Origin of the sequence: Cohnella sp. GCM10020058 (assembly GCF_042683485.1) — a bacterium.
Lineage (GTDB): Bacteria > Bacillota > Bacilli > Paenibacillales > Paenibacillaceae > Cohnella.
The window spans coordinates 500,139-523,756 of record NZ_JBHUJV010000013.1; the positions used below are offsets into that span (position 1 = coordinate 500,139).

The window sequence follows — 23,618 nt, forward strand, 5'->3', positions numbered from 1 at the left end:
GCTTCCTCCTTTAATGGATAATACCGCCGACAACAAAAACAAATTGTAATTCGACAGGTATGACCTCCATAGGGTCGGAAGGAGGCAGGGACCTTTGCTAGTACCAGCTTAGCAAAAGCGCTAGAAATATCCAATATACACTTAAAGTGCTAAAATGTCCTTGACAGGATTAGCGACGATCCTGAGGTCCGCCGACAAATGCAGCGTCCGCCGTGTCGAGACCGTATGCGGTGTGAAGCGCGCGAACGACCTCGTTCAGCGGCTCGGCCGCGATGACGCAGGAGCACTTGATCTCGGACGTGCTGACCATCTTGATGCTGACGCCCGTCTTGGAAATCACGTCGAACATCTTGGCGGCCACGCCGGGGTTCGACACCATGCCTGCGCCGACGATGGATACTTTAACAAGGTTCTCTTCGTAGGTCGCCTCGTCGTACGGCACCTCTTCGCGCACGCGTTCGATGACGCCGAGCGCGCGCGCCCGGTCCGCCAGCGACACCGTGAACGAAAAGTCCGCTTTGCCGTTCGAAATGCCGCTTTGCACGATGATGTCGACGTCGATCGACTCGTCCGCCAGCGCGCCGAAGATTTTCGCCAACACACCCGGGATATCGGCCACGCCTACGATGCTGATACGGGCTACATTTTTATCAAAAGCGATGCCGCTTACGACGACGCCTTGTTCCATTGCCGCTTCCTCCCTCACGAGCGTTCCTTCATTCTGGTTAAAGCTCGAGCGCACTACGAGATGAACGTTGTAATGCTTCGCGTATTCGACCGCGCGAGGGTGCAGCACCGCCGCGCCCAGATGGGCAAGCTCCAGCATCTCGTCGTACGAGATGACGTCAAGCTTGCGCGCGTTTTTGACGACGCGGGGATCGGTCGAAAAGATACCGTCCACGTCGGTATAAATCTCGCATACGTCCGCTTTGATCGCTGCAGCGAGCGCGACGGCCGTCGTATCGGAGCCGCCGCGACCGAGCGTCGTAATCTCTCCGTCTTCCGTCATGCCCTGGAAGCCCGCGACGATCGCGATGTTGCCGGCGTCCAGCGCAGCATTCAGACGCGTAGGCGTAATCTCGGAAATTCTTGCCTTCCCGTGCACCGACTCGGTCACGATGCCGGCTTGCCAGCCCGTGAACGACTTGGCTTCATGGCCGAGTTTATGAATCGTCATCGCAAGCAGCGCGACCGAGATCTGCTCGCCGGTCGTCAGCAGCATATCCATTTCCCTGGCTGGGGGATTGTCGGTTAATTCCTTGGACTTGTCGATCAGATCGTCGGTCGTATCGCCCATAGCGGACACAACGACGACGACGCGATGACCCTGCAGCTTTTTGTCGATAATCCGCTGGGCCACGCGCTGCATCCGCTCCGTGGTCCCGACCGAACTGCCGCCGAATTTCATCACGAATAAGGACAAAGCGGTTCCACTCCTCATCTACACTGTGCATACAGCAATATATTATAGCATAAGGCCGACGGCCCAGAAACGAAAAAAAAATCCTCCAGTCCGGGAAGGACGAGGAGGATTTAGTCGAGGCTTAAGCGCGAGAGATGTACTTGCCTTCAGTGGTATTGATAAGCAGCACGTCGCCTTCGTTAATGAAAAGCGGCACTTGAACGTTGTGTCCCGTCTCGAGCTTCGCATTCTTGGTGGCGCCGGTCGCCGTATTGCCCTTGATGCCCGGCTCGGTCTCGATCACCTTCAGATCGACGTTGTTCGGCAGGTTGATGCCGAGAATCTCGCCTTGATAGCTGGTGATGTTGACCGTCATATTTTCCTTCAGGAAGTTGACTTCCCACTCGAGCTGCTTCTTGTCCAGGTTGAACTGGTCATAAGTCTCGTTGTCCATGAACGTGTACTCGGCGCCGGAGTTGTACAGGTACTGCACGGCGCGATTCTCGATATGGGCGCGGACGACGTTCTCGCCGGCGCGGAACGTCTTCTCGATCACGTTGCCGTTGCGCAGGTTCTTCAGCTTGGAGCGGACGAACGCGGCGCCCTTGCCCGGCTTGACGTGCTGGAAGTCGATGACGGTGCACAGATCGTTGTCCACTTCAATGGTAAGGCCTGTCTTAAAATCGTTAACGGAAATCACTGCTAAAATTCCCTCCTGTAGGAACGTGGCTCCCTATTCCAGAACGATCAGTTCCTTCGGGGAACGCGTAAGTATTTTAATCCCGTCATCCGTCAGAACGACGTCGTCTTCGATCCGTACGCCGCCGAAGCCCGGAACGTAAATACCCGGTTCGACCGTGACGACATGACCCGGGAGTAAAATCGTATCCGGCGCCGAATAGCTGAGCCGCGGCTCCTCGTGAATCTCGAGTCCGATCCCGTGACCGGTGCTATGGCCGTATTGATCTCCATAACCATACCGCGTGATGATATCTCTCGTCAAGGCGTCGCCTTCCCGTCCGGTCATTCCCGGCTTCAGATGCGAGAGCGCGTGCAGCTGGGCTTCGAGCACGATGCCGTAAATTTCCCTGTGCCGATCCGTCGCAGGTCCCACGACGACCGTCCGGGTCAGATCCGAGCAGTAACCCTTGTAGTATGCGCCAAAATCAAGCGTGACGAATTCGCCGATCCCGATGATCCGGTCGCTCGCCACGCCGTGCGGCATCGCGGAGCGCTCGCCGGAAGCGACGATCGTATCGAAAGACGTCCCCGTAGCGCCCAGCTTCCTCATATAGAACTCCATCTCCAGGGCGATGTCGGATTCCTTGGCGCCCGGCTTAAGGAAATTCAAAATATGCGAAAAGGTCCGGTCCGCAACGTCGGCGGCTTCCTGGATGACCGCAAGCTCCGAAGCTTCCTTCACGGCACGAAGCCGTTCAAGCGCCTTGCCTGCTGGCACAAGCTCGACCGGCGACAGCCGTTCCTTCAGCAATGCATAAGCCGCGTAGCTGACCGTGCCGTCCTCGAACAACAGTCGCTTAGCGCCGGCGCTGCGCAGACGCTCCGCGACCCGTTCGTAATAACCGGTCGGCGGATGCTCCGTGACTTCGATGCCCTCGGCCTGGGCATTGGCTTGCTCCGTATAGCGGAAATCCGTGAACAACACGGCATCGGCTGGCGTAATCAGCACGACGCCCGCGGTGCCGGTGAATCCCGTCAGGTAACGCCGGTTGTGCTCGCTTGTCACCAGCATGGCGTCACCGCCGAGAAGAACCATCTCGCCTCTTAACTTCGCGATTCTAGCTTCGCTCATTTATCGCAACTCCTTCCTGTACCTTTACGGCCGGGCCGCTTGACGCAAATGGCGCAGAAGCGCCAGCAAGCCGAGCTCGTAGCCATAAGCGCCGAAGCCCGCGATCTGGCCGACGCATACCGGCGCAAGCATCGATATATGCCTGAAAGACTCGCGCTTATGTATATTCGATAAGTGAACTTCGACGGTCGGAAGTCCGACGGAAGCGATCCCGTCGCGAAGCGCGATGCTTGTGTGCGTATAGGCGCCCGGATTGATCAAAATGCCGTCGTGCCGTCCGAAGGCCGCATGCATCTCATCGAGCAATCCGCCCTCGTGATTCGATTGATAAAAGGAAAGAGAAGCCGCTTCGCGATCGGCCGTCTCTCTCAGGCTGCGCTCGATGTCGGCGAGCGTAGCGGTGCCGTACACGCCAGGCTCCCTGACGCCGAGCATATTTAAATTCGGTCCGTTCAGAACCAGGATACTGGGCAAGACCGGCACTCCTTCCTTGATTTTCAGTTATAAATTCATCAGTCATTGTATCATAACGGCCCAAGGCGGTGCTACACGCGGTCCTATTGATACAGCCGGTCAGGCAGGCTGCGGATCGCCGGAACGGCCACCCTCCTCTCCGCCCGCGCTCTTCGGCTCGCGCGCGGACTCGTTGTGGAATTCAAACGCAAACGAATAACCGATGAAAAGACCCCACAGCAAATATAAGGCGCATTCTGTAAATGCACTGCCGAGTCCGATTTCCTTGAAGGTCGGCACGGCGCCCGTCATCGGTCCGATCCACAAAAACAGTAACGCCCACCAGGCGGCGCCGAAAAACAGGCCCGGCCACGGCCCCTTCAGTTTGCCGAGAATCAACCAGTACAAATAAGCGGCTACGATGGACATGAGAACAAACAGCACCAGGCCGGTGCAATGCCATGCAATTGTGTCCAGACGCTCCCGCTTGATGAACGGATCGACCAAAAAAGCTTGCGGCACCTTGGTCAGATTCATCGCGACGGTAAGCCATCGCAGCAGTCCCCAAATGAACCCGGCACATAATCCGAGCGTCAGGCAATAGACGGCGGGACGTTTCGTACGCCCCGTTCCCTGCTTCTTGCTCTTTGCGTTTTCCATGTTTTCCGTACCGTCCTTTCGGGAGCTTCCGTTTGTACGTCATAGTATGGGCTTCCTGCCAAAGCGCTAGTCGAGTGGAGCCGGATCATGTGGCATTGCAAGCCCTTATCCTGTAAAATAGGAACATACTCGAAGCCTAAAGCTTCAAGAGATTCAGCGAGAGATGGTGAATGGTTTGGCAGAACAACCGACCTCCATATATGGAGGACAAGCCGTGATTGAAGGCGTCATGTTCGCCGGACGGAACGTCCACGTGACCGCGGTGCGGCGCAAGAACCAAGAAATCGCTTTTTTTGAAGTTCCCCGCAAGCAGCAGCAGAGCCGGGCGCTCGCGGTGCTGAAGCGGATTCCTTTTATCCGGGGCATTGTCGGCATCGTCGAATCTTCGGCCAAAGGCTCTCAGCACCTGAACTTCTCGGCCGAAGCGTACGCGGAGGACGAGACGCAGCCGGAGGCGGTCGAGAAGCCGAAGGAAAAAGAAAAATGGAGCCTGTCCATGGTGCTGGGCGTGGCCGTCGTAGGCGTGCTGTCGTTCGTCTTCGGCAAGCTCGTGTTCACGACCGTTCCTGCGCTGCTCGAACAGTTTCTGTTCGCCCGCGTATTTAGCAGCATGATCCTGCATAACCTGTTGGAAGGCGTCATCAAGATCGCACTATTGCTCTTTTACCTTTGGTTCATCTCCAAGACGCCTCTGATCAAACGCTTGTTCCAGTATCACGGCGCGGAGCACAAGGTGATCAGCGCTTATGAAGCGGGCGTCGATCTCACGGTCGAAAACGTCCAGCGATTTACGCGCCTTCATTATCGCTGCGGAAGCAGCTTCCTTGTTTTCACGGTCATTGTCGGCGTCGTGCTTTATTCGTTCCCGATTTTCCACTGGGACACGATCTGGGAACGCATCTGGATCCGGATCGCCCTGCTGCCCGTCGTGATCGGCATCTCCTACGAGGTGCTTCGCTGGACGAACGCGGCACGCGATATTCCGGGACTGCGCGTGCTCGGATACCCCGGCCTGTGGCTTCAACTGCTGACGACCAAGGAACCGAACGACGATCAGGTAGCCGTATCCATCGCTTCGTTCAATCGCATGCGAGAGCTCGACCGCGAGATTCGGCCCGTATAAATTTAACTTCAACGGGAGGGACACCAATGCGCAAACGCAATCGAATGCCAACCTGGTTCGTCGCGTTCCTGGTGCTGGTCGCCATCGGAATCGCGTCCAGCATCTTGAACGGCGGACAGACGCTTATCGTTCCCGTTGTCCTCATCGCGGTTATTTGGCTCTTGTACAAATTCCCTCCGAGCCGCTGGAGCCGCGGCGGATCTGCCCGCTCCGATTACCAACGGGCGGCGGCGCAGAGCAAGAAGCGCCAGCAAACCAAGGAAACCGCCGCCAAACCGCGGCGCAGCTCCTCCCCCTTCCGAGTCATCGAAGGCAGCAAAGGCCGCGACGATGAACCGCCGACTTATCACTGACGCGCGATGCAAAAAAGGATTGAGGCTACCCGCCTCAATCCTTTTTATTTAACCCCTCGGCCGGCTTGCCATATCCGACTCGAACCTTGGGAGCGCCTGTTCCGGACTGCGTATGGGGTTGGGGATGGATATTCGGCAGGTCTGGCGGACACTTTCCCGTCCGATAATCGAACAAATCAAAAAACTCGCTGCCAGCATCCAATCCGGATTGATACAAGCTTTCGCTTTGCGCTTCCGACAAGTGAAAATCCGTCGTTCGTACGCCGAGCGTCGGAATCTTGATCGTACGCACGCGGTTGTTTTTCTCGATGTAGCGCTCGTCGTGAGCGCTCAGCATCGTTTCGAACATGGCGTAGAACATCGTGAACGGTCCGCTGATCCGGTGGCCTTTCGGATTCGGCCTGCCGACCATCTGAAAGCCGACGACGGGCAACAGGGGCCCCTTCGCCTCCGGCTCCTCGAACAACCATAGCGGGAAATTGCTGAGCAGTCCGCCGTCTACGATATAGGATCCGTGCGCGACCAAATGTTTGCCGTGACGCTTTGCACGCTTGAACGGGCGGTAAGCATAGGCGCTGCGTACGATGACGGGATCAAAAAAGTAAGGAATGCTTACGCTCATTCGGATCGCCTGGGCCACGCCCAGATCGCGGGGATCCATCCCATAATCGGCGATGTCATCCGGTAAAACAAGAATTTTACCGTTCGTAATGTCCGATGCGACGATGCGGAGGCGACCCGGAGGCAAGTCTCCGAACGTCCGGATCCCGCGAGCCGCGAGCAGTTTTTCAGCCCACGCCTCCAGCGCGTCCCCGCTGTATAGCCCCTTGAACATGAGTAGACGTGCGGCAGGTCCGATGAGCTTGATGTTAAAGATAGGCGCCCGTTTTAAAAAAGCGGAAAAAGGCGTACCGTCGATGATCATCTTCATTTCCGATGCATTGTAACCCGCCGCGACCAGAGCAGCCACGATGCTTCCGGCGGAGGTGCCGGCCACTTGATTAAAGCCGTAGCCGTTCAACTCGGCCGCTCTTACCGCGCCCGCAAGCGAGATTCCTTTGACCCCGCCGCCTTCGAAAACCGCATTGATCATTTTCAAATGCATCAGGCTACCTCCGTCCGCTCTAAGCCGGCTATAGCAAGCTTATGCAGGAGCAAGGCGGCGCAGACCGATGCCGAATATCCTTCTTATTCTCCTTCATGCCAGAAAAAAGAGGACGCCGCCGCGTCCTCTTCCGTCATTCGGTATCCAATTCGGTACGGATGCGCATCAACTCGGCCCTGCGCGCATCGTCACGGTTAAAATATTCGACCAGCGTCTCGATGCAGGTAATGGAGTCCCAGCTCAAATGGTGCTCTATTCCTTCTACATCGCGGTAAATATTTTCATGCTGCACGCCGATCACGCTCAAGAACGATTCGAGCAGATGATGCCGATCGACGAGCCGCTTTCCGATTTTTTTTCCTTTGCTCGTGAGGATAAGTCCCCGATACTTCTCGTAAATCAAATATTGATCCTTGTCCAGCTTCTGAATCATCTTGGTCACGGACGAGGGGTGCACTTCCAGTCCTTCGGCGATGTCGGATACGCGCGCGTATCCCTTCTCGTCGATCAGTCTGTAGATGCGTTCGAGATAATCTTCCATGCTTGGCGTCGGCACCGAACTGTCCCCTTTCCCGACGGTTAATAACTCTTTGTATCATACAACGCTCGACCGACAAGGGCAAGCCGTAGCCGAATCCCCGCCCGATTCCTATCCAGAAGTTAACCGGTGTCCGCAGCCGATGGACGAAGCATACTACGGATTCAAAGGGGGCGAGCGCACAATGAGCGTAGGCGTTACTGATAAACCTCGCAAAGCTGTTTTCACCAAGCCGTTCGTACCTGAGCTCGTCTATTTCGAGCCGGAAGCGCTGAATTACCCGATGGGCATTCGAATTCGCGATTGGGCGCTGCGCGAGGGCATTCCGCATCGGATGACCTCTTCGCACAACCGGATTACGAATCTGCCCGGAGAGACGGAGACGGAGCAGTACAAAATTGCGAAAAGAACGCTCGTCGTCGGTCTCCGCAAAACACTGAAATTCGACACGTCCAAGCCCTCTGCCGAGTATGCGATCCCGCTCGCTACGGGGTGCATGGGCCATTGCCACTATTGCTACCTGCAAACGACGCTCGGCGCGAAGCCCTATATACGCGTATACGTCAATATCGACGACATCCTTGCGGCTGCAAAAAACTACATCGACGAACGCAGTCCGGAGATCACCCGGTTCGAGGCGGCCTGTACGTCGGATCCGCTTGGACTTGAACACATCACGGGATCGCTGGCAGAAACCATCGCCTTCATGGCGAAACAGCCGCTTGGCAGATTGCGGTTCGTATCCAAATTCCATCATGTCGACTCATTGCTTGGCATTGAGCACGGCGGCCATACGCGCGTACGCTTCAGCGTCAACGCCGATTATGTCATTCGCAGCTTCGAGCCCGCCACTTCGCGATTCGCCGAACGTATCGAGGCGGCCGGTAAAATCGCAAGAGCGGGGTATCCGCTTGGCTTCATCATAGCACCCATCATCTGGTTCGACGGCTGGGAAGAAGGCTACGCCGAGCTGTTAAAGCGCCTGGCAGCCGAGCTGCCGCCGGAGGCCGGACGCGATTTGACCTTCGAGCTGATTCAGCATCGCTTCACCAAAACGGCCAAAACCATTATCGAGAAACGTTATCCGAAAACCAAGCTCGAGATGGACGAGGCCAAACGAAAAAAGAAGTGGGGCCGCTGGGGCCAAAATAAATACGTTTATCCCGACGAGCAAGCCGATGCGCTGCGCATGTTTATAACGGAACGCATATTTGAAGCTTTCCCGAGCGCAAAAATCGAATACTTCACTTGAACGCAGCGGCTAAAACAGCAGCCAATCCGGCGTAATCCGGTTCAGCCAGATGGTAATGGCGGTCATCCGGTCGGTGAACAGCAGAATGCCCATGAGGATCATCAATGCGCCGCCAATTTTCATCAGCTTGTCCGAATACTTCAGGATCCATCTCGCCGATCCGATAAAAAACGCGAGCACGAAAAACGGGACGCCGAAGCCCAGCGAATACGCGGCCGTCATGCCTGCCCAGGTGCCCGGCTCGCTGGCAGCCAAAGCCAAAATCGCCGTTAAAATCGGTCCCACGCAAGGAGACCATCCGGCGGAAAAGCCGATTCCGAAAATAAACGAGCCCAGATAACCGGCCGGTCGCCAGCTCACATTCATCTTGCGTTCTTTAAGCAGCAGCTGCGGCTGGAACACGCCGAGCAAAAACAAGCCCATGAGCACGATAAGAATGGCCGAAATCTGGCGAATCAAATCCTGATATTCGCGGAACGTATAAGCAAAGGTGTTGGCTGTATAACTGAGCGTAAAAAATACGGCCGAGAAGCCCAATATAAAGAAAAACGTATGAGACATCGTCTTGGCTCGAATTTCTTTGCCCGATTCCGACTTGAGACGAGACACGGAGATGCCGGTTATGTAAGAAAGATACGACGGATATAAGGGCAGGCAGCAAGGAGAAATAAAGGAAGCGAGTCCTCCCGCAAAAGCGATTCCCAAATTAAGCTGACTCATATGCTCCTCCTTACGATATGAAAGTGGGGCCGGAAAAACCGGCCCCACCGCATTAAGCTTCTACCTTCATCTGAGCGACCATGATCGAGATCAGTTGCTGAACTTGAACCGGCTTGCTGATATAAGCGTTGGCTCCAGCCTCCAGGCACTTGTCCCGGTCTTCCTTCATCGCTTTGGCCGTCACCGCAATGATCGGCGTGCTTAGCTGCAGCGTATGACGGATCTCGTGGATCGCCTGGAACCCGTCCATGTCAGGCATCATGATATCCATCAGTATACAGTCGTAAGTGTCGCCGCCGCGCAGCCGGTCCATACATTCGAGACCGTCGTGCGCAATCGTAAACGTCATCTCAAGCGACTCGAGCACATGCGACAACGCGTACAAATTGCGAGCGTCGTCGTCAACCAGCAAGACGTGACGCCCCTTTAATTCCGCAGTGCTAAGCGGCATTTCGGATACGGCGATAGACACCGGATCTGCAATGGCCAACGAAGTCGAAGACGGCGCAAGTTGCTTGGACGCCATCGCCTCGTCCAATTGGCCGATCGAACGCTGCGCCGGCAAATATAGGGTGAATTCGCTTCCTTCGCCTTCTTCGCTATGCACCTCGATCCGACCGCCGAGCATATTCGCGAGGGACGACGAGATCGTGAGGCCAAGACCGGTCCCCCCGAACTTGCGGGCTGTTCCGCTGTCGGCTTGGGTAAAGGCTTCGAAGATCAGTCCGAGCTTGTCGCCCGCAATCCCCCTGCCCGTATCCGTAACGGTAAAGGCGATCTCCTGCTGTCCCCACGAATTGTTCGCATGAACGCCGATCAGCAGGTCCACCCTGCCCGCGTCGGTGAACTTGAAGGCATTGGACAGCAGATTCTTCAGAATTTGCTGCAGGCGGAATCCGTCGGTTTCCAGCCATGGCGGCGTTTGCGGCGCGATCCGGACCGCGAAGTCCAGTTTTTTCTTGGCGGCGACTTCCTGGAAGTTGCTCATGATGGTAAGCTGCAGATCCTCCAGGATAATGTTGCCCATCTCGATATCGAGCTTGCCGGCTTCGACCTTCGACAGATCGAGAATGTCGTTGATAAGATTGAGCAGATCGTTGCCTGCGCTGTAAATGGTATTGACGTAGCTGATGTCGTCGTCGCTCAAATGGCCGTGCCTATTCTCGGCTAGCATCTGCGAGAGAATCAACATGCTGTTGAGCGGCGTCCGCAGCTCATGCGACATGTTCGCAAGGAATTCGCTCTTGAAGTTGGAGCTGCGCTTGAGCTCGTCGTTCATCGTCAGCAGCTCGAGCGATTGGGCGTTGAGCTCCTCGGATTGAACCTGCAGCTCTTCATTCGCCGCTTGCGCCTCCGTATAGAGCTGCTCCATCTCCATGCGGCTCTTGACCGATTGGATCGTCACGCCCAACATGCCGCCAAGCTGCTCGAGCAGCTCGATGTCATCCCTGGCGAGCGCCGTGAACGAGCCGATCTCCACGACGCCGACGACGTGACGCTCGAACGTTACCGGCACTAGCGCGATAATCGTCGGCGAAGCCTGGCCGATGCCGGACTGAATCGCGGCGTAGCCGCTCGGAACATCTCTTACGACGATGGTCCGGTTCTCTGCCGCACATTGGCCGACGAGTCCTTCGCCAAGCTGGAATTCCTTGCGCCCGAAGTTGTCGGAAGATTGGGCGAAGGCTGCCGTCTTGACCAGCTGATTGGATTGGCTGCGCACGTACACGACGGCGAAAGGTAAATTGAACACCTGGACGAGCTGGTTCAGGAACTGCCTGCCGACTGCATCGATGTCGTTCTGTTCCTGGAGGAGCGTGGCGATATGCGCAACCTGATCCTTGCGCCGGTTCTGGCGCTCGAGCATGTCGAGGAGCGCGTTGGTCGAATCCCCCAGTTCCATCATCTCGTCCCGGGTATTGACTTCGATTCTTTGATTCAAGGTCTCGCCCTGAACGGCAATCTGCCGGATCGTCTTACTGACCGTCTTGATCGTCTTGATGACGGTGTTCGAGATAATCCAAGCCGTGGACACCGATATCGCAGCTACCACGATCCACAGCAAGTACAGCAAGCCGATCAGCGACTCGTTGCGATCCTTGAGTGAAGCGGCGCGGGCGTCGGTCAAGCCGAACTCGGTCTCCTTGAAGCTCTGCAGCTGATCGCGGAGCGCGTCCGTGCGGTCCTTACCCGTCTTTTCGGCGAAGAAGCGGGTCAAGCTGTCGGTATCTCCACTGCGCTTATAGCCGATCGCAAGCTCGCTGGCATTGGTCAGCCAGTCGGACATCCCCTTCTCGATGCTTTCCGCATTCCTCACCTGAGCGGGATTGTCGATGACCAGCGACTTTAGCTTGTTGATATCCGTCTGCCAGCGGGCTTTCCCGCTATTATACGGCTCCAGATAGGTCTCGTCGGCACTGATGATGAAGCCGCGCAAGCCCGTTTCCATATCCAGCAGGTCTTTTTGTATTTGGTTAACCGTCTCATGCACTTGTATGTCATGGGAACTGATGAATTCGATCTCGCTCTGCAACGAAGAGATACGCATGGACAGCGCGCCGATCGCGATGCCTAAGCAGATCATGACGATAATGTTGCCGGATAATATTTTCGTGCGAATCGAGATTTTTTTCCTGCGACTTGCTTGACTAGGCAAGACTTGGCCCTCCTCGTTCCAGTACTGTAATAGTTACTATCATAACTGACTTTAGAGGCCAATGGAACATAAAAACCTGCGAAATTGTGGATTTCGCAGGCTTCAAAACCGAACATTATTTGACCAAAGCGCCGTTCGGCATGTCATCCGGAACCGTAGCGAGCTTCAATTGGCCGCCCTCCGATGCCGCCAAAATCATCCCGTGAGACCACTCGCCGCGCAGCTTGACCGGCTTTAAATTGGCGACGCAGATCACCTTCGCGCCGACGAGTTCGTCCGGTTTGTAATACTGAGCAATGCCCGAAACAACCTGGCGCGATTCGCCGCCAAGATCGAGCTGGAGCTTCAGCAGCTTGTCGGCCTTCGGAATCGGCTCGCAAGCCGTGACTTGCGCAACGCGCAGCTCGATCTTGGCGAAGTCGTCGATGCCGATCTCATCCTTCGCGTCCGCTTTAGCGTTCTGCTGCGCGGCTTCCGTCGCGGCTGGCGTTGATTTCTCCGCCGCGGCTTCCGTCTTGGCTCCGCCTCCCATCATCTCTACGATCCAGGCAACCTCGCTTTCGAGATCGAGCCGCGGGAACAGCGCATCGCCTTTCTCGACCCGGGCACCGGCCGCGTAGCTGCCCCATGCACCGATGCTGTCCCAAGCGGTTGCCGGACCGTCGACGATGCCAAGCTGCGCCCAAATTCGGGTCGGCGCATGCGTCATGAACGGCTGCAGCAAAATCGAGACGATTCTGAGGCTTTCGGCCAAATGCGCCATGACAGACCCCAGCGCGTCGCGATCGGCTTCATCCTTGGCGAGCACCCAAGGCTGCGTCTCGTCGATATACTTGTTCGTCCGGCTGACGAGCGTCCAGATCGCCGTCAGCGCGACGGAAAATTCCATCGCCTCCAACGACTCCTCCGCCTTGCGCACCGCTGCGGCCGCCACCGTCTCCAGATCCGCGTCGAACGGCGTAGCGCCCGCAGCCTCCGGCACGACGCCGTCGAAGTATTTGCCGATCATCGCGACAGTACGGCTCAGCAGATTGCCGAGATCGTTGGCCAGGTCGTAGTTCAGCCGCTCCGCGAAGTTCTCCGGCGTAAACGTGCCGTCCGAACCGAACGGCACTTCACGCAGCAGATAATAACGGACCGGATCGAGCCCGTAACGGTCGATCAGCTTGACGGGATCCACCACGTTGCCTTTGGACTTGGACATTTTGCCGTCCTTCATGAGCAGCCAGCCGTGCGCGAACACTTTTTTGGGAAGCGGCAGGTCAAGCGCCATCAGCATGATCGGCCAGTAAATCGTATGGAAGCGGACGATCTCCTTGCTCATCAGATGGACGTCCGCCGGCCAGAACTTGCGCATGAGCGCATCCTCGGACGTACCATAGCCGAGCGCCGTGATGTAGTTGCAGAGCGCGTCGATCCATACGTAGATAACGTGCTTCGGATCGGAGCGCACCGGTATGCCCCAGTTGTACGTCGTCCGGGAAACCGCGAGATCTTCGAGACCGGGCTTGATGAAGTTGTTGATCATCTCGGTCTTGCGCGACTCGGGCTGGATGAAGTCCGGATGCGTCTCATAATGCGCAAGCAGCCGGTCCACGTAATTGCTCATTTTGAAGAAGTAAGACTCTTCCTTGACCAGCTCGACCGGATGACCGCTATCCGGGCTTTTGCCGCCGACGACCTTGCCCTGCTCGTCCTTGACGACGTCGACTAGCTGCGTCTCGGTATAAAAAGTCTCATCGGGGATGCTGTACCAGCCTTCGTATTCGCCCTTATAGATGTCGCCCTGGGCCAGCAGCTTCTCGAAAATCTCTTCCACGACCCGGGTATGACGGGGTTCCGTCGTGCGGATGAAGTCGTCGTTCGAAATCTCGAGCTTCTTCCACAAATCCTTGATGCCGACGACGATGTCGTCGACGAACTGCTGCGGCGTCTTGCCTGCATCTTGCGCCTTGCGCTCGATTTTTTGCCCATGCTCGTCCGTTCCCGTCAAGTAGCGCACCTCATAGCCGCGAAGGCGCTTGTACCTGGAAATGGCGTCGCCGGCGACGGTCGTGTAAGCATGCCCGATATGCAGCTTGTCGCTCGGGTAGTAGATCGGCGTCGTGATATAAAAGGTTTTGCCCGCTTCGGTCATCTTCTTCAGCTCCTGTTGGACAATATGGCGCAGACATCGGGCCGGAAACGCAAAAAGACTCCCGTCCGTTATGGGACGAGAGTCTGCGCTCACGTGGTACCACCCAAATTCCCTTCGCCGCTCGCGCGCAAAGGCTCATTCGCACCGGTCGCCTTCGACCGGCAGCTCCGTTAACGCCGGAACGCGCGTCGTACTCTCATCGCTGGCCTGCGGCGGCAGCGCTCGAGCACGATTCCTCCAGGACCATCTTCCAAAGTCGATCTATGCCGGCTCGCAGCGCCCCCGGCTCTCTGAGATAGATCGTCGTCTTTGTACTCATCGCTTCATCGGAACGATATACGGTTGTATTGGCCAAAATATAACGCAGCGCGGGGGCCGATGTCAAGCGGACGGACGTCCTTCCTCGCGTTTCCCCTTAGGCGGAGGAACCGGATCGAAGCCGCCGGGGTGAAAAGGATGGCATTTGCAAATTCGCACCGCGGCCAAGCCCGCGCCCTTGAGCGGCCCGTGCACCTCGATTGCCTCGAGCGCGTAGGCCGAGCAAGTCGGAGCGAACCTGCAGGTGGGCGGCTTGAGCGGCGAGATGAAACGACGGTAGAACAGGATCGGTAAACGCAGCAAGGCCGTCATCCCTTTTTCCATCCTTCTCCCCCTCTCACGGCGCCGGAGCCTGCCCGCCTGTCGCAATTAATCGAACCAGGTCGTCACGACCAGAATAAACGCGACGAGCGAAACCGCAGAGCCGATCATGTAACTCCAGCCTTGTCCCTTTTTCAGTTGAAAAAAACGGAGAATGCCCATACTGAGCAGTCCTCCGACCAGCAAAATAAAAATAACGCCTACGATAAACAGACCCGCAGAAACTTCAGATACGTCGACCAGTTCCAACAGCGCTTCCTCCCTGTCCTCTTGACGCACCGGCGCGCTGCCTGCGCGCGAGTGCCGCTGTTTGCATTATAGCGAATTCGTGAGAGATTGAACACGTTTGCCGCGCTTATTCGCCGATAAAAAGCTCGACTTCTCCTTGCCGCGGCCGCTTGCGCCGGAACACGACGATCCATTTTCCGTTTTTCCATACGACTCTTCCCGTCTTCGGCACGACCAGACAAGGCAGCTTCAGCGAAGCGGAGGCATCTCCGGGCAGCCCCGAGACGCGCAGCCGATCGGCCGTCGCATGCAGGCGTACGGCACTTCTGTCCGTGCCCGGCGGCGGCTTGACGGTGGCTACGACGCGTTTCGGCTCTTTTCGCGCTTCCATTTGCGGGGTGGCGGTGACGACCGCTTCGGGCCGCTCAGCCGCGTCAGCCGCCGTCTTCTCCCCGGACTTGCCGAATCCGAGCTTCCGTATATAATCGTCGAGCCACGAATCGTCCTTGTGCTCCCATTGCTTGATCAAATCCCACGGCAGGTCCTTGCCGATCAACCGGCGGATCTCGCTCCAATCGGGCAGCGGCCCTTCGTCGAAAAATGACATCCCTAAGCCCCTTTCCCAGGCAAAAACGGCCGCGCCGTTCTTTTTTCGGCGATGATCACCACAGCTTATGCCGCTATGGGCGACGGAGTGCGCGGAAAGCGGAACCTCTGGGCTCCTGCCTTCATAGGATACGGCATGACAAATCGCTGAAGGAGTCGTTGCGCTATGCCCAGCATCGTAGGCGCCGTCAAAATATTGAGCGTCGGCTCCAGCGGAGTCGTCCAGTTCGGAGACTGTATCCAAATCAAGCCTACCAGTTCGACCAAGACGTTCGCAGGCGCGGGCTCTTTCGTTACCGGCGATCTGCCCCGTACGAATTCGATCAGTTCAACGAATACCAACGATCCCGATCTCATAGATAATGCTGGGGAAACGCAAGTCGGCGGCAACTCGGGGGTCATCTAATGTCCTGGACGATCTATCAGCACATCAATATCGGCCAGCTTCGCGTGGACGCCGTATCCAACTCGTCGGTCCTTCAGATCGGCAGCGCTGGAAGCATCCAATCGCTGTCCCAACTCAACAATACAGGAGGCTTCACCGAGCCTGCCAAAGAGCTTACAGAAAGCGAGGTATCTGAAGCCGTCTCGCCGCTTTCCCTCGTCCCCCTGCCGAATCCCACTTGAAGACGTGTCGACGACGCTGCCGCATCCGCATTTCCGCTCTCCTAAAGGAGGAATGAATCGTGAACTCGGTCTGGTACTATCCCTCTCAAGGACAGGCGTGCGACGAGCTCGCCAAGCGGCTGCAGACGCTCGAGTCTCAGATGCAAACCGCATCCGCGCAAATCGGAAGTTACGAGCAGCAGATCGCGACGCTTACGCAGCAGCAGGCGCGGATGCAGGCACAGATCGCCGAGCTCCAGACACGTGTCGAGGATTTGCAGCGCAAGCCGCCCGTGCATGTCGAGTATCATTTCGACCAACTCAAGGTTAGCCGGCTCGACGGAACCCTCAACATCGGCCTAAGCCCGAACGCCCAATCAGGCGTCGATGCGTTCGACGTGCCGGCGCCCGGGACATGGCAGACGCCTGCAACCGGCCAGTCGGGTCCGGAGCCGCAAATTCCAGGCTTGCTTAACGACGGCGCCGCATTCATGAACGGAGAAGCGCCTGCGAATCTATCCGCACTCGCGGCTCAGAACGGTCTCGATTTTCAGCCTTCTGAGCTTCGTGCGGTAACGGAGGACGTGAAGGCGCAGCTTGGCGCGAGAATCCAATATTATGCGCGCACGATACCGCTGCCCGAGCAAGCCGGCGATCAGGAGCTCGCAGCGTGGCGGCAAGGCGTGATGGATAAAGTGAAGAAGGACATCCGGACCGCTTTTGAAAGTTACGTCCAAAGGCGCGCCGCTGAAGCCGCCGGGCCGAGGAGAAGCTGATATGGCGCTGTTCGATCAAATGAACGTATACAACGAGCCCGTCAGAATCGGATCGATCCGCATTCTCGGCGTGTCGAGCTCGTCGTCGCTGCTGATCGGCGATACGCAAAGCATGACGCTCTACTCTTACTTCGATACGCCTCCGGAGTCCGTTATCGTCGGACCGCTGGCGCCTCTGCCTGCGCTGCCGGAAGAAGGTGAATAGCCGATGCCATGCCGCGTCTCCGCCGTAGGATTTGTTGACGTCAACACCATATCCAATGCCGGGATCCTCGAAATCGGCGACAACCGGGACGGCGCGAAGCTGACTTCCCGCGTGTTGGCGGTTCAACGGTCGCTCGCGACGTTCGGCAGCGACGAATTTCGCTACGAATTTTATTCGCTTTTTACAAGGCCGCTTCCGATCGCGCCGCCATCCCCGGGACCGCCCGCCTTTTGCTTCTCCGCCTCCGCGCCGATCGAGATCGGCTGCCTTGACATTACCGGCATCTCCGCCGCCTCTCACGTCCGTATCGGCTGCGGCGGCCCGGAGACCGCCGTGACGCGGATCGTCAACATCCGCAACCGACTGCCCGGCGTCCAGCCCCGTGTCGAAATCGATTTTAAGTGATCCTGCCGGCATAAACGGGCGAACGCACAAGCCGCAGGCCTTCCTCCGCATATGATGACTGTGTGATCGCTCATCACATAAACCATATCGGGAGGTTGTTACTATGGGATACGGAGTAGCAGGCGCAGGTTGCGGATACGGCGGCGGCGCTATGGCTGGTGCAGCGTTCGCGCTGGTACTGTACGTTTTGCTCGTCATCATCCTCAAAGCAGGCATTTTCTAATCGACTAGCGGCGAAGCCGCGCGCGTTTTCGATAGCGTAAAAAGCCTCCGGTCCGCATCGTTGCGGCCGGAGGCTTTTGAACGTTTGGGGGCGGCCGGCGCGCCGACGCACCGACGGTCAGCAGCTGCCAGGCGACAGCTGCCCGAGCTTCAGAGAGAGCTGCAGCTGGAGCCTGTCTTCGGGATCGTCGAGGGATACGCCTAGAATGTTCTGGATTTTGTCCAGCCGATAAACAATCGTATTGTAATGCGCGTACAGGCGCTCGGAGGTCAGTTTGATGTTGCCGTTGCAACGGAAAAACATTTCGAGCGTCTCCGCGAGCCGTCCGCCGCCCTTGCGGTCCGCCTGCTGCAGCGGGTCCATATAACGCCGCAAAAACTGCTCGCGCTCCTCGCCGCCGGGAATTAAGTAAAGCAGCGCGTATACGCCGAGATTATCGTAGGGCACAACATCTCCCGCAAGTCCGCACACCTCGGCGACCTGCTTCGTCTTTTTTGCTTGCGACAGGCTGGCGGGCAGCAGCTCGGGTCTCGCGACCGGGCGGCCGGCGAACAATCGCATCGCCGGCAAGTCAAGCTCCGCACGGAGCTCGCTGAGCAGCTCCTGCAATTTCGCTTCCGCCGTCGTTCCGACCGTTTCTACCTCATTTTCGGTCGCAATCAGTACAAGTTCGCCGCCGTAGACTGCCGCAAGCAGTTCTCGCCCGGGCAACCGTCTTCTCGTTCTAAGCTGGCGGGCCAGCTCCGCCAGCTTGCCGTCCGCCGCTTCGCAGCCGGGATCGGGGATGCCGACAACGGCGGCGAACAGCTCGCCTTTACCCTTAATGTCGCAGCCGCATACTTCCGCACGCACTGTCCAGTCCCGCTCGGAGACGATCTTGCCGGCTAGCCAGTCCTGGAGGAACAGCTCGAGATATTTCCCTTCGACCTCGCGCACCGCATCGATATTGGATATCTCCAAATCTACGAACGCCGACAAACGCGCGAGCTTCAGCATGTCCAATGCGACGACCGGACGGTTGCACTCAAACAGCGCAACAGCGGACGGATTGTCGCCGCTCTTCGCGATCCAGTGCACGTAAGCTCTTCTGCCGTTCTCGGTGCCGACGAAGCAGGAAACGGCGGCCGCCGCTTCTTCGTGCCTCATGTGCTCGGCAACGACCGCGACTTCCGTTAACGCGGCAGCCGCATCGAATCCGCCCGAACGCCACTCTCCGCCTTTGCTCCTGATCACGGCGACCGGATTGCCGAGCGCCTCCTCCATCGCGTCCAACGCCTGTTCCAAGCTGCCGCCGTTCAGAAGCAAACGAGACACGCTTCCTAGCAGCAAATGCAGCTCGGACAATTGACTGTAATCGTCAGCCGTCAGACGATCCGGCAGTTTACGTTCATCCGCCGCCTTCGCCGAAGACTCATCCTTGCGCTCCATGATCGGAAAGCTGACGCGCTTCGATCTGTTCTCGGGATTGGCGTCATTACGGGACATTGCAGCCACGTTAATCCCCTCCTCATCATTCATGCACATTGGATTGTACTTGAAATGCTCCAACTCTAATATGTTATATTTTATAACACACAATATTAAATGTCTTCCTATTTTAAACTTATATTATTATTATTTTATGAACTACACGGAATCGCGTTATATTTATTTACATAATCCGTGAAAACTTCGTTCAATTCTCAAATAAACAAAACGTTCCGAGCGGTCCGCGAATCGTGTCCGTATTGTCCCATTGTCCCTTCCTTTGACCCAATGCCTGCAAATATACATCTATTTCCGCCGATACCGGCCCTTTTAATCGGGATAGCTGCCAAAGCGCAGTTATTTTAAGCCATAAGCCGGATTGGCGGTTTGCGCTTTGCATTTACCTGCACATTTGCAGGCATTTTATGAGGTGCCGTTGGCTGGCAGAAAATACATGTATAAATATAGGCTTTGAGCCCGCAAACCACCGAAAAGCTGCGACACGCCAATGCTGCGGCCTGCCGTTTTGCCAGTACTCTGTGATGCGCCGCATTGTCATGGGGCATCACAAAAAGCCGTCCCAGCGGCATGGAATACCGCTGAGACAGCTTTGGCCTGGCAAATATAACGAAAGGCCATTACTCAAGTACCCGTTATAGCTCAAGGGTACATCGGATTGCCGCAATCCTGGCAAAATCGCGCTTCCTCCGGCATTTCAGAACCGCAGGCCGTACATATTTGCACGACCGGCTTGGCAGGAGGCGGCGGTTCGTGCACGGCCGGCTCCGACTCCGGAGCGGCATGACCCGCTGCCCACGCTTCGTCCGCGGACTCATCCTCCGGATAAATATCGATGGCCTGCACCGCCCGCTCCGGCGCGGCTTCTTCGGACAATACCGACAGCTCGCCTTCGACAGGCGCCTCGGCAGCCGGCACCGGCTCCGGAAACGGCTTGCCGCAGGCCGGACAGAAACGCGTCTGGAACGGGACGCGCTGTCCGCACTCGCATTCCTTTTCGTTGCGCAGCTCGCGAATGCGATCTTCAAGCGTATCGATATCGCGCTCCTTGTCCGCAATGACCTGGCAAGCCGAGATAACCTCGCTCTCCGCCTTGGACAAGTCGCCGGCAAGGTAAGCCTTGTAGACGGCTTCTCCGATTTCGTTATATTGACGCTCGATCTCCTTGCGCTTGCCCGCGATCTGCGAGTGGAGCTTGGTGATCTCTACGGTCTGTTGGGCCTTCTCCGTGGCGGTGCTGACCCCTTTGCTGACTGTCTCCGTTAACTTTTTGAAGAAACTCATGAATTCCGCCTCCTAGACTCGAGCAACTATAACTATGTACTATGATAACCCGCCGGCCCCGTCCCGGGCAACGCCGCCTTGTCCGGGCCCGCGCTGCATGCCGAGGCCGTAAAGAGACAAATAAACGATCAGGATCATCATGCCGAACAAGATCGTCAAAATGGCGCCATTCGAATTGATACCGCCGATGACGCTGTTCGCCAGCCGGAACGGACTGAAAACGACGTCCCAGCTATTAAGGCGAATGACTCTCCCCAGATAGACGCCAAAGCCGCCCAGAAACGATACGGCCACGATAAACAGCCAGCCCGCCGCAGCGCCGAGATACCGGGAGACGAGACGATGGAATTGACGCATCGACAAGTAACCGAGCAGCAATCCGCACCAGGCGAACAGGAAAAAGACGATTAAATCGTACCACAGGATCAACGATTCGGTGGATTGCCGCCAGCTGTACGTGGGATTCATGATCAGGTGGATCAAGTCGGTCGTCAAGTATGGCGCATTCGGATAGAGCAGCAGCCATCCGACCCCAAGAATCAGCAGGAGCGCGCCGCGAATGGCCGGCATCCCCGTCAGCAGGCGGTCCGCGCCGGCGGCGGCCATCGAGACGAGTAGCGGAAGCCAGGCCAGGAACAGATTCCAGAGAAGAAAACCGTAGCGGCTGTCGCCGACTTGCGCCTCCCTGACGACGAGCATAGACAAACAGAGCAGCGACGTGAAGCAAAGAATCAAAAAAGCCGGCGTGACGAGCGGCTCGGCTGCGGAGCTCGATTGATTTCGGCCCATCGTTGCGGTCCCTCCTTTTTGACGCTTGTTACTGTCCTATTTACACCATTCTGGAGGAAAAAGTTGCGTTTATCCGTAAAAATCGAAATAAGCCATCCCGTCGGCTCTCGTCGAGGGATGGCAACCGGCCTATGCCCAAGAATGGCTAAGGCGTATTATACGGCGTTGTCCTTGCGTGCACCCGCTTCAAGCTCCTCGTGCTTGCGAACGTAGAGACACACGGTTTTGATGTAAGTCGCGTGCGACCAGGTCAGCGGGGCCACCGAGAGCGGCGTGCCCTGCGTCGGGTGAATCTGCTCCGGCATGTTGCCGCCTTCGAGCGTCGAATGAACGATCTTCTCGAGCGTGATGCGCGGCGCTTCGAGATCTGCCAGGCTTGTCGCCGTCTCGATCTGGAAGTATGCGACCCACAGCGTGCAGATGATCCAGGGATTGCCGGGCACGCGCTCCAGATCGTCGGACTGCTGGAAGTAATAGTCGTTCGTATACCGGGCGATGCCGCCGATATCGGTCTTGATCGACAGTCCCTGCTGGATCGCCTGCATCGTGCGGACGACGCGGTCGTCGTTTGCCGGCAGCACGCCGAATTCGAAGAGGCCGAACACGCTGCTCTCGATCGTCATGTCCTTTTCCCACTTGCCATCCCGTAGCGCGAGACCGCGGGCGAACCGTCCGGACGCTTCGTCCCAGAGATGCGTCAGCATGCCGAGCTTGATTCGCTCCGCGACATTGCGGTAACGGTCGCTGCGTTCGTAATCGCCGAACAAGTCAGCGAAGTACGCAGCCCCCATCAGGCCGCCGTATACGGACGCCGAGGTGTACGTCCAGATCCCGTAGCGCTCCTCCCACAGATCGTAGCTCGGGAGCGGCAGACCGAGCGAAGGCTCGATATAGTCGCACAGGAAGGACGCCGCCTTGCGCACGAGACTCGGATACAGCGATTGCGGCAGCTCGATCTCGCCATGACGCTCGTAATCCTTCCAGAGGGCGAAAAGCACGAGCGCCGTCTCGTCCTCCTGGATCGGCAGCCGGGGCAGGCCGTGCACGACGTAAGGATGCCAGCTCGAGCCGACGGTGCCGTCCGGATTGTATTTGTGGTACAGATAGCCTTCAGGCGCCAGCGCATCGTTGCAGAAGTGGAAAAACGGCGCGATGGTGCCGTGATAGCCCGCGAGCGACATGGCGTCCGCGATCAGCGCGCCGTCGCGCGGCCACATATAGCTGTAGTGGTCGCGGTTGTATTGCAATATGTCGGTGTCGTTGGCGGCCAGAATAGCACCGCGTTCGTCGATCTGCGTCCGCACGATGAGCAGGCTGTGCTTGAACAGCCGCACGACCTCCTGCGGCAGATCGCCGAATTGATACTGCGACCCCACCTTCGTCAGCCAGTGGTTCCAGTAGATGACGATACGGCTCAGCAGCTTTTCGGGATGGCTCTCCAGCACATACTGGTCGAGCCGCTTGACCTCCTCGAGGTCGCTGCCGACGGACATCCAGTAATACAGCGAGCTCTCGGCATTCGCCGGCAGCTCCAGCCTGAAGCTGATCGTGCTGTCCACGGAGCCTTGAGCAATGGCGTTGCCCATGAGCTCGCCGTCCTCGGCGTCGCGCCACGTCCCTTCCGCCGAGTGGAACCTTTTGATGCCGGTGGTGAACTGATGGATGCCGCCGGTCTGGGAACGGCCGTTGAACATGAAGTAAGAGGAGCGCTTGTAATGGAAAACGGTACGGTTCATCGGATAATACGCGGCCGTATCGCCGACCTCGTTGCCGTCGATCATCAGGTCCTGGTGGAAGAAAACGCGCACGTCCTTCGGTTCCCCCGTCAGATTGCGAACGACGACCCGCTTCATATAGATGCTCTCCCGTTGATGGATCCCGTCGTTGACGTACAGCTCGATTCCGAGTCCGTCATGTCTGGCAACCACGTTCGTGACGAGCGAATTTTCGATGTAGCCAAGCTCGATCCGCCAGGAAGGATCGTCAAGCCAAACAAAGGAGCCGTTGCACCAGATGCCGAATCGGCACTGCTGGCCGCCGATATGGTTGAGCTGGCCTACGAACGGGAAATAAAGGTCGCGGATGAAGCAATGATCGTCCAGATTCATGAGCATCTTGCCGTTGCCGATCACGAGATGTCGGGCCATGCCAGCATTCCCC

Annotated in this window: 26 protein-coding genes; 9 read left to right on the plus strand and 17 right to left on the minus strand. The window is 57.3% G+C overall.

Going from position 1 to position 23,618, the window contains the following annotated elements; all coding sequences use genetic code 11:
- Positions 1-169: 169 nt before the first annotated feature.
- The 5 genes from ACFSR7_RS23835 to ACFSR7_RS23855 all read right to left on the minus strand — a co-directional run bounded on the left by ACFSR7_RS23835 (position 170) and on the right by ACFSR7_RS23855 (position 4,328).
- Positions 170-1,423 carry an aspartate kinase gene (locus ACFSR7_RS23835; RefSeq protein WP_378165883.1) on the minus strand — a complete coding sequence of 418 codons (1,254 nt, stop codon included), beginning with the start codon at positions 1,421-1,423 and terminating at the stop codon, positions 170-172.
- A 121-nt stretch (positions 1,424-1,544) separates the two neighbouring features.
- Positions 1,545-2,102, minus strand: coding sequence for an elongation factor P (gene efp / locus ACFSR7_RS23840; RefSeq protein WP_378119222.1), 558 nt, complete (start codon positions 2,100-2,102; stop codon positions 1,545-1,547).
- A gap of 33 nt (positions 2,103-2,135) precedes the next feature.
- Entirely contained in the window at positions 2,136-3,215 is a 1,080-nt protein-coding gene (locus ACFSR7_RS23845; RefSeq protein ID WP_378165885.1) for a M24 family metallopeptidase, read from the minus strand.
- Between the two features lie 24 nt (positions 3,216-3,239).
- Entirely contained in the window at positions 3,240-3,689 is a 450-nt protein-coding gene (gene aroQ, locus ACFSR7_RS23850) for a type II 3-dehydroquinate dehydratase (protein ID WP_378165887.1), read from the minus strand.
- 99 nt (positions 3,690-3,788) lie between these two features.
- Complete coding sequence (locus tag ACFSR7_RS23855; protein ID WP_378165889.1) at positions 3,789-4,328, minus strand: YqhR family membrane protein; 540 nt, start codon at positions 4,326-4,328, stop codon at positions 3,789-3,791.
- Positions 4,329-4,491: 163 nt separating this feature from the next.
- On the opposite strand from ACFSR7_RS23855, the gene ACFSR7_RS23860 reads away from it, so the two are divergent.
- Positions 4,492-5,451 (plus strand): DUF1385 domain-containing protein, encoded by a 960-nt coding sequence (locus ACFSR7_RS23860; RefSeq protein WP_378165891.1) that lies wholly within the window; start codon positions 4,492-4,494, stop codon positions 5,449-5,451.
- A gap of 26 nt (positions 5,452-5,477) precedes the next feature.
- Positions 5,478-5,804, plus strand: coding sequence for a hypothetical protein (locus ACFSR7_RS23865; protein WP_378165893.1), 327 nt, complete (start codon positions 5,478-5,480; stop codon positions 5,802-5,804).
- Positions 5,805-5,838: 34 nt separating this feature from the next.
- On the opposite strand, the gene ACFSR7_RS23870 is transcribed toward ACFSR7_RS23865, so the two are convergent.
- Positions 5,839-6,909 carry a patatin-like phospholipase family protein gene (locus ACFSR7_RS23870; RefSeq protein ID WP_378165895.1) on the minus strand — a complete coding sequence of 357 codons (1,071 nt, stop codon included), beginning with the start codon at positions 6,907-6,909 and terminating at the stop codon, positions 5,839-5,841.
- Between the two features lie 133 nt (positions 6,910-7,042).
- A complete protein-coding gene (gene mntR / locus ACFSR7_RS23875) occupies positions 7,043-7,465 on the minus strand; it encodes a transcriptional regulator MntR (RefSeq protein WP_378119235.1) in 423 nt (140 codons plus the stop codon).
- A 166-nt stretch (positions 7,466-7,631) separates the two neighbouring features.
- Between mntR and splB the strand changes: the two genes are divergently transcribed.
- A complete protein-coding gene (splB, locus tag ACFSR7_RS23880) occupies positions 7,632-8,699 on the plus strand; it encodes a spore photoproduct lyase (RefSeq protein WP_378165897.1) in 1,068 nt (355 codons plus the stop codon).
- A gap of 9 nt (positions 8,700-8,708) precedes the next feature.
- On the opposite strand, the gene ACFSR7_RS23885 is transcribed toward splB, so the two are convergent.
- From ACFSR7_RS23885 to ACFSR7_RS23910, 6 genes are all read right to left on the minus strand, one after another.
- The gene (locus ACFSR7_RS23885; RefSeq protein WP_378165899.1) at positions 8,709-9,419 is read right to left on the minus strand and encodes a cytochrome c biogenesis CcdA family protein; all 711 of its coding nucleotides are present in this window, start codon (positions 9,417-9,419) and stop codon (positions 8,709-8,711) included.
- 52 nt (positions 9,420-9,471) lie between these two features.
- The gene (locus ACFSR7_RS23890) at positions 9,472-12,075 is read right to left on the minus strand and encodes a CHASE3 domain-containing protein (RefSeq protein WP_378165901.1); all 2,604 of its coding nucleotides are present in this window, start codon (positions 12,073-12,075) and stop codon (positions 9,472-9,474) included.
- Between the two features lie 115 nt (positions 12,076-12,190).
- A complete protein-coding gene (metG, locus tag ACFSR7_RS23895) occupies positions 12,191-14,212 on the minus strand; it encodes a methionine--tRNA ligase (RefSeq protein ID WP_378165903.1) in 2,022 nt (673 codons plus the stop codon).
- Positions 14,213-14,593: 381 nt separating this feature from the next.
- Positions 14,594-14,842 carry a membrane protein insertion efficiency factor YidD gene (gene yidD, locus ACFSR7_RS23900; protein WP_378166106.1) on the minus strand — a complete coding sequence of 83 codons (249 nt, stop codon included), beginning with the start codon at positions 14,840-14,842 and terminating at the stop codon, positions 14,594-14,596.
- Positions 14,843-14,899: 57 nt separating this feature from the next.
- Positions 14,900-15,100 (minus strand): hypothetical protein, encoded by a 201-nt coding sequence (locus tag ACFSR7_RS23905; protein WP_378119245.1) that lies wholly within the window; start codon positions 15,098-15,100, stop codon positions 14,900-14,902.
- 106 nt (positions 15,101-15,206) lie between these two features.
- Entirely contained in the window at positions 15,207-15,686 is a 480-nt protein-coding gene (locus ACFSR7_RS23910) for a hypothetical protein (RefSeq protein ID WP_378165905.1), read from the minus strand.
- Positions 15,687-15,851: 165 nt separating this feature from the next.
- Between ACFSR7_RS23910 and ACFSR7_RS23915 the strand changes: the two genes are divergently transcribed.
- The 6 genes from ACFSR7_RS23915 to ACFSR7_RS23940 all read left to right on the plus strand — a co-directional run bounded on the left by ACFSR7_RS23915 (position 15,852) and on the right by ACFSR7_RS23940 (position 17,900).
- Positions 15,852-16,091, plus strand: coding sequence for a spore germination protein (locus ACFSR7_RS23915; protein WP_378165907.1), 240 nt, complete (start codon positions 15,852-15,854; stop codon positions 16,089-16,091).
- The gene (locus ACFSR7_RS23920; protein WP_378165909.1) at positions 16,091-16,312 is read left to right on the plus strand and encodes a spore germination protein GerPB; all 222 of its coding nucleotides are present in this window, start codon (positions 16,091-16,093) and stop codon (positions 16,310-16,312) included. Before ACFSR7_RS23915 ends, ACFSR7_RS23920 begins: the two co-directional genes overlap by 1 nt.
- A 59-nt stretch (positions 16,313-16,371) precedes the next feature.
- Positions 16,372-17,067 carry a spore germination protein GerPC gene (gene gerPC, locus ACFSR7_RS23925; protein WP_378165911.1) on the plus strand — a complete coding sequence of 232 codons (696 nt, stop codon included), beginning with the start codon at positions 16,372-16,374 and terminating at the stop codon, positions 17,065-17,067.
- Between the two features lies 1 nt (position 17,068).
- Positions 17,069-17,272, plus strand: coding sequence for a spore gernimation protein GerPD (locus ACFSR7_RS23930; protein WP_306795289.1), 204 nt, complete (start codon positions 17,069-17,071; stop codon positions 17,270-17,272).
- A 3-nt stretch (positions 17,273-17,275) separates the two neighbouring features.
- Entirely contained in the window at positions 17,276-17,677 is a 402-nt protein-coding gene (locus ACFSR7_RS23935; protein ID WP_378165913.1) for a spore germination protein GerPE, read from the plus strand.
- Between the two features lie 103 nt (positions 17,678-17,780).
- Positions 17,781-17,900: a sporulation protein YjcZ gene (locus ACFSR7_RS23940; protein WP_090113152.1), complete on the plus strand. Its 120-nt coding sequence runs from the start codon at positions 17,781-17,783 to the stop codon at positions 17,898-17,900.
- Positions 17,901-18,017: 117 nt separating this feature from the next.
- Here the strand turns inward: ACFSR7_RS23940 and ACFSR7_RS23945 are convergent, their stop codons facing one another.
- The 4 genes from ACFSR7_RS23945 to ACFSR7_RS23960 all read right to left on the minus strand — a co-directional run bounded on the left by ACFSR7_RS23945 (position 18,018) and on the right by ACFSR7_RS23960 (position 23,605).
- Positions 18,018-19,385, minus strand: a complete 1,368-nt coding sequence (locus ACFSR7_RS23945; protein ID WP_378166107.1) for a PucR family transcriptional regulator — start codon at positions 19,383-19,385, stop codon at positions 18,018-18,020.
- A 642-nt stretch (positions 19,386-20,027) separates the two neighbouring features.
- Positions 20,028-20,669 (minus strand): zinc-ribbon domain-containing protein, encoded by a 642-nt coding sequence (locus ACFSR7_RS23950; protein ID WP_378165915.1) that lies wholly within the window; start codon positions 20,667-20,669, stop codon positions 20,028-20,030.
- A 39-nt stretch (positions 20,670-20,708) separates the two neighbouring features.
- On the minus strand, positions 20,709-21,458 hold the full coding sequence (locus tag ACFSR7_RS23955; protein ID WP_378165917.1) for a DUF1361 domain-containing protein: 750 nt from the start codon (positions 21,456-21,458) through the stop codon (positions 20,709-20,711).
- 155 nt (positions 21,459-21,613) lie between these two features.
- Complete coding sequence (locus tag ACFSR7_RS23960; RefSeq protein WP_378165919.1) at positions 21,614-23,605, minus strand: glycoside hydrolase family 15 protein; 1,992 nt, start codon at positions 23,603-23,605, stop codon at positions 21,614-21,616.
- Between the last annotated feature and the right edge of the window lie 13 nt (positions 23,606-23,618).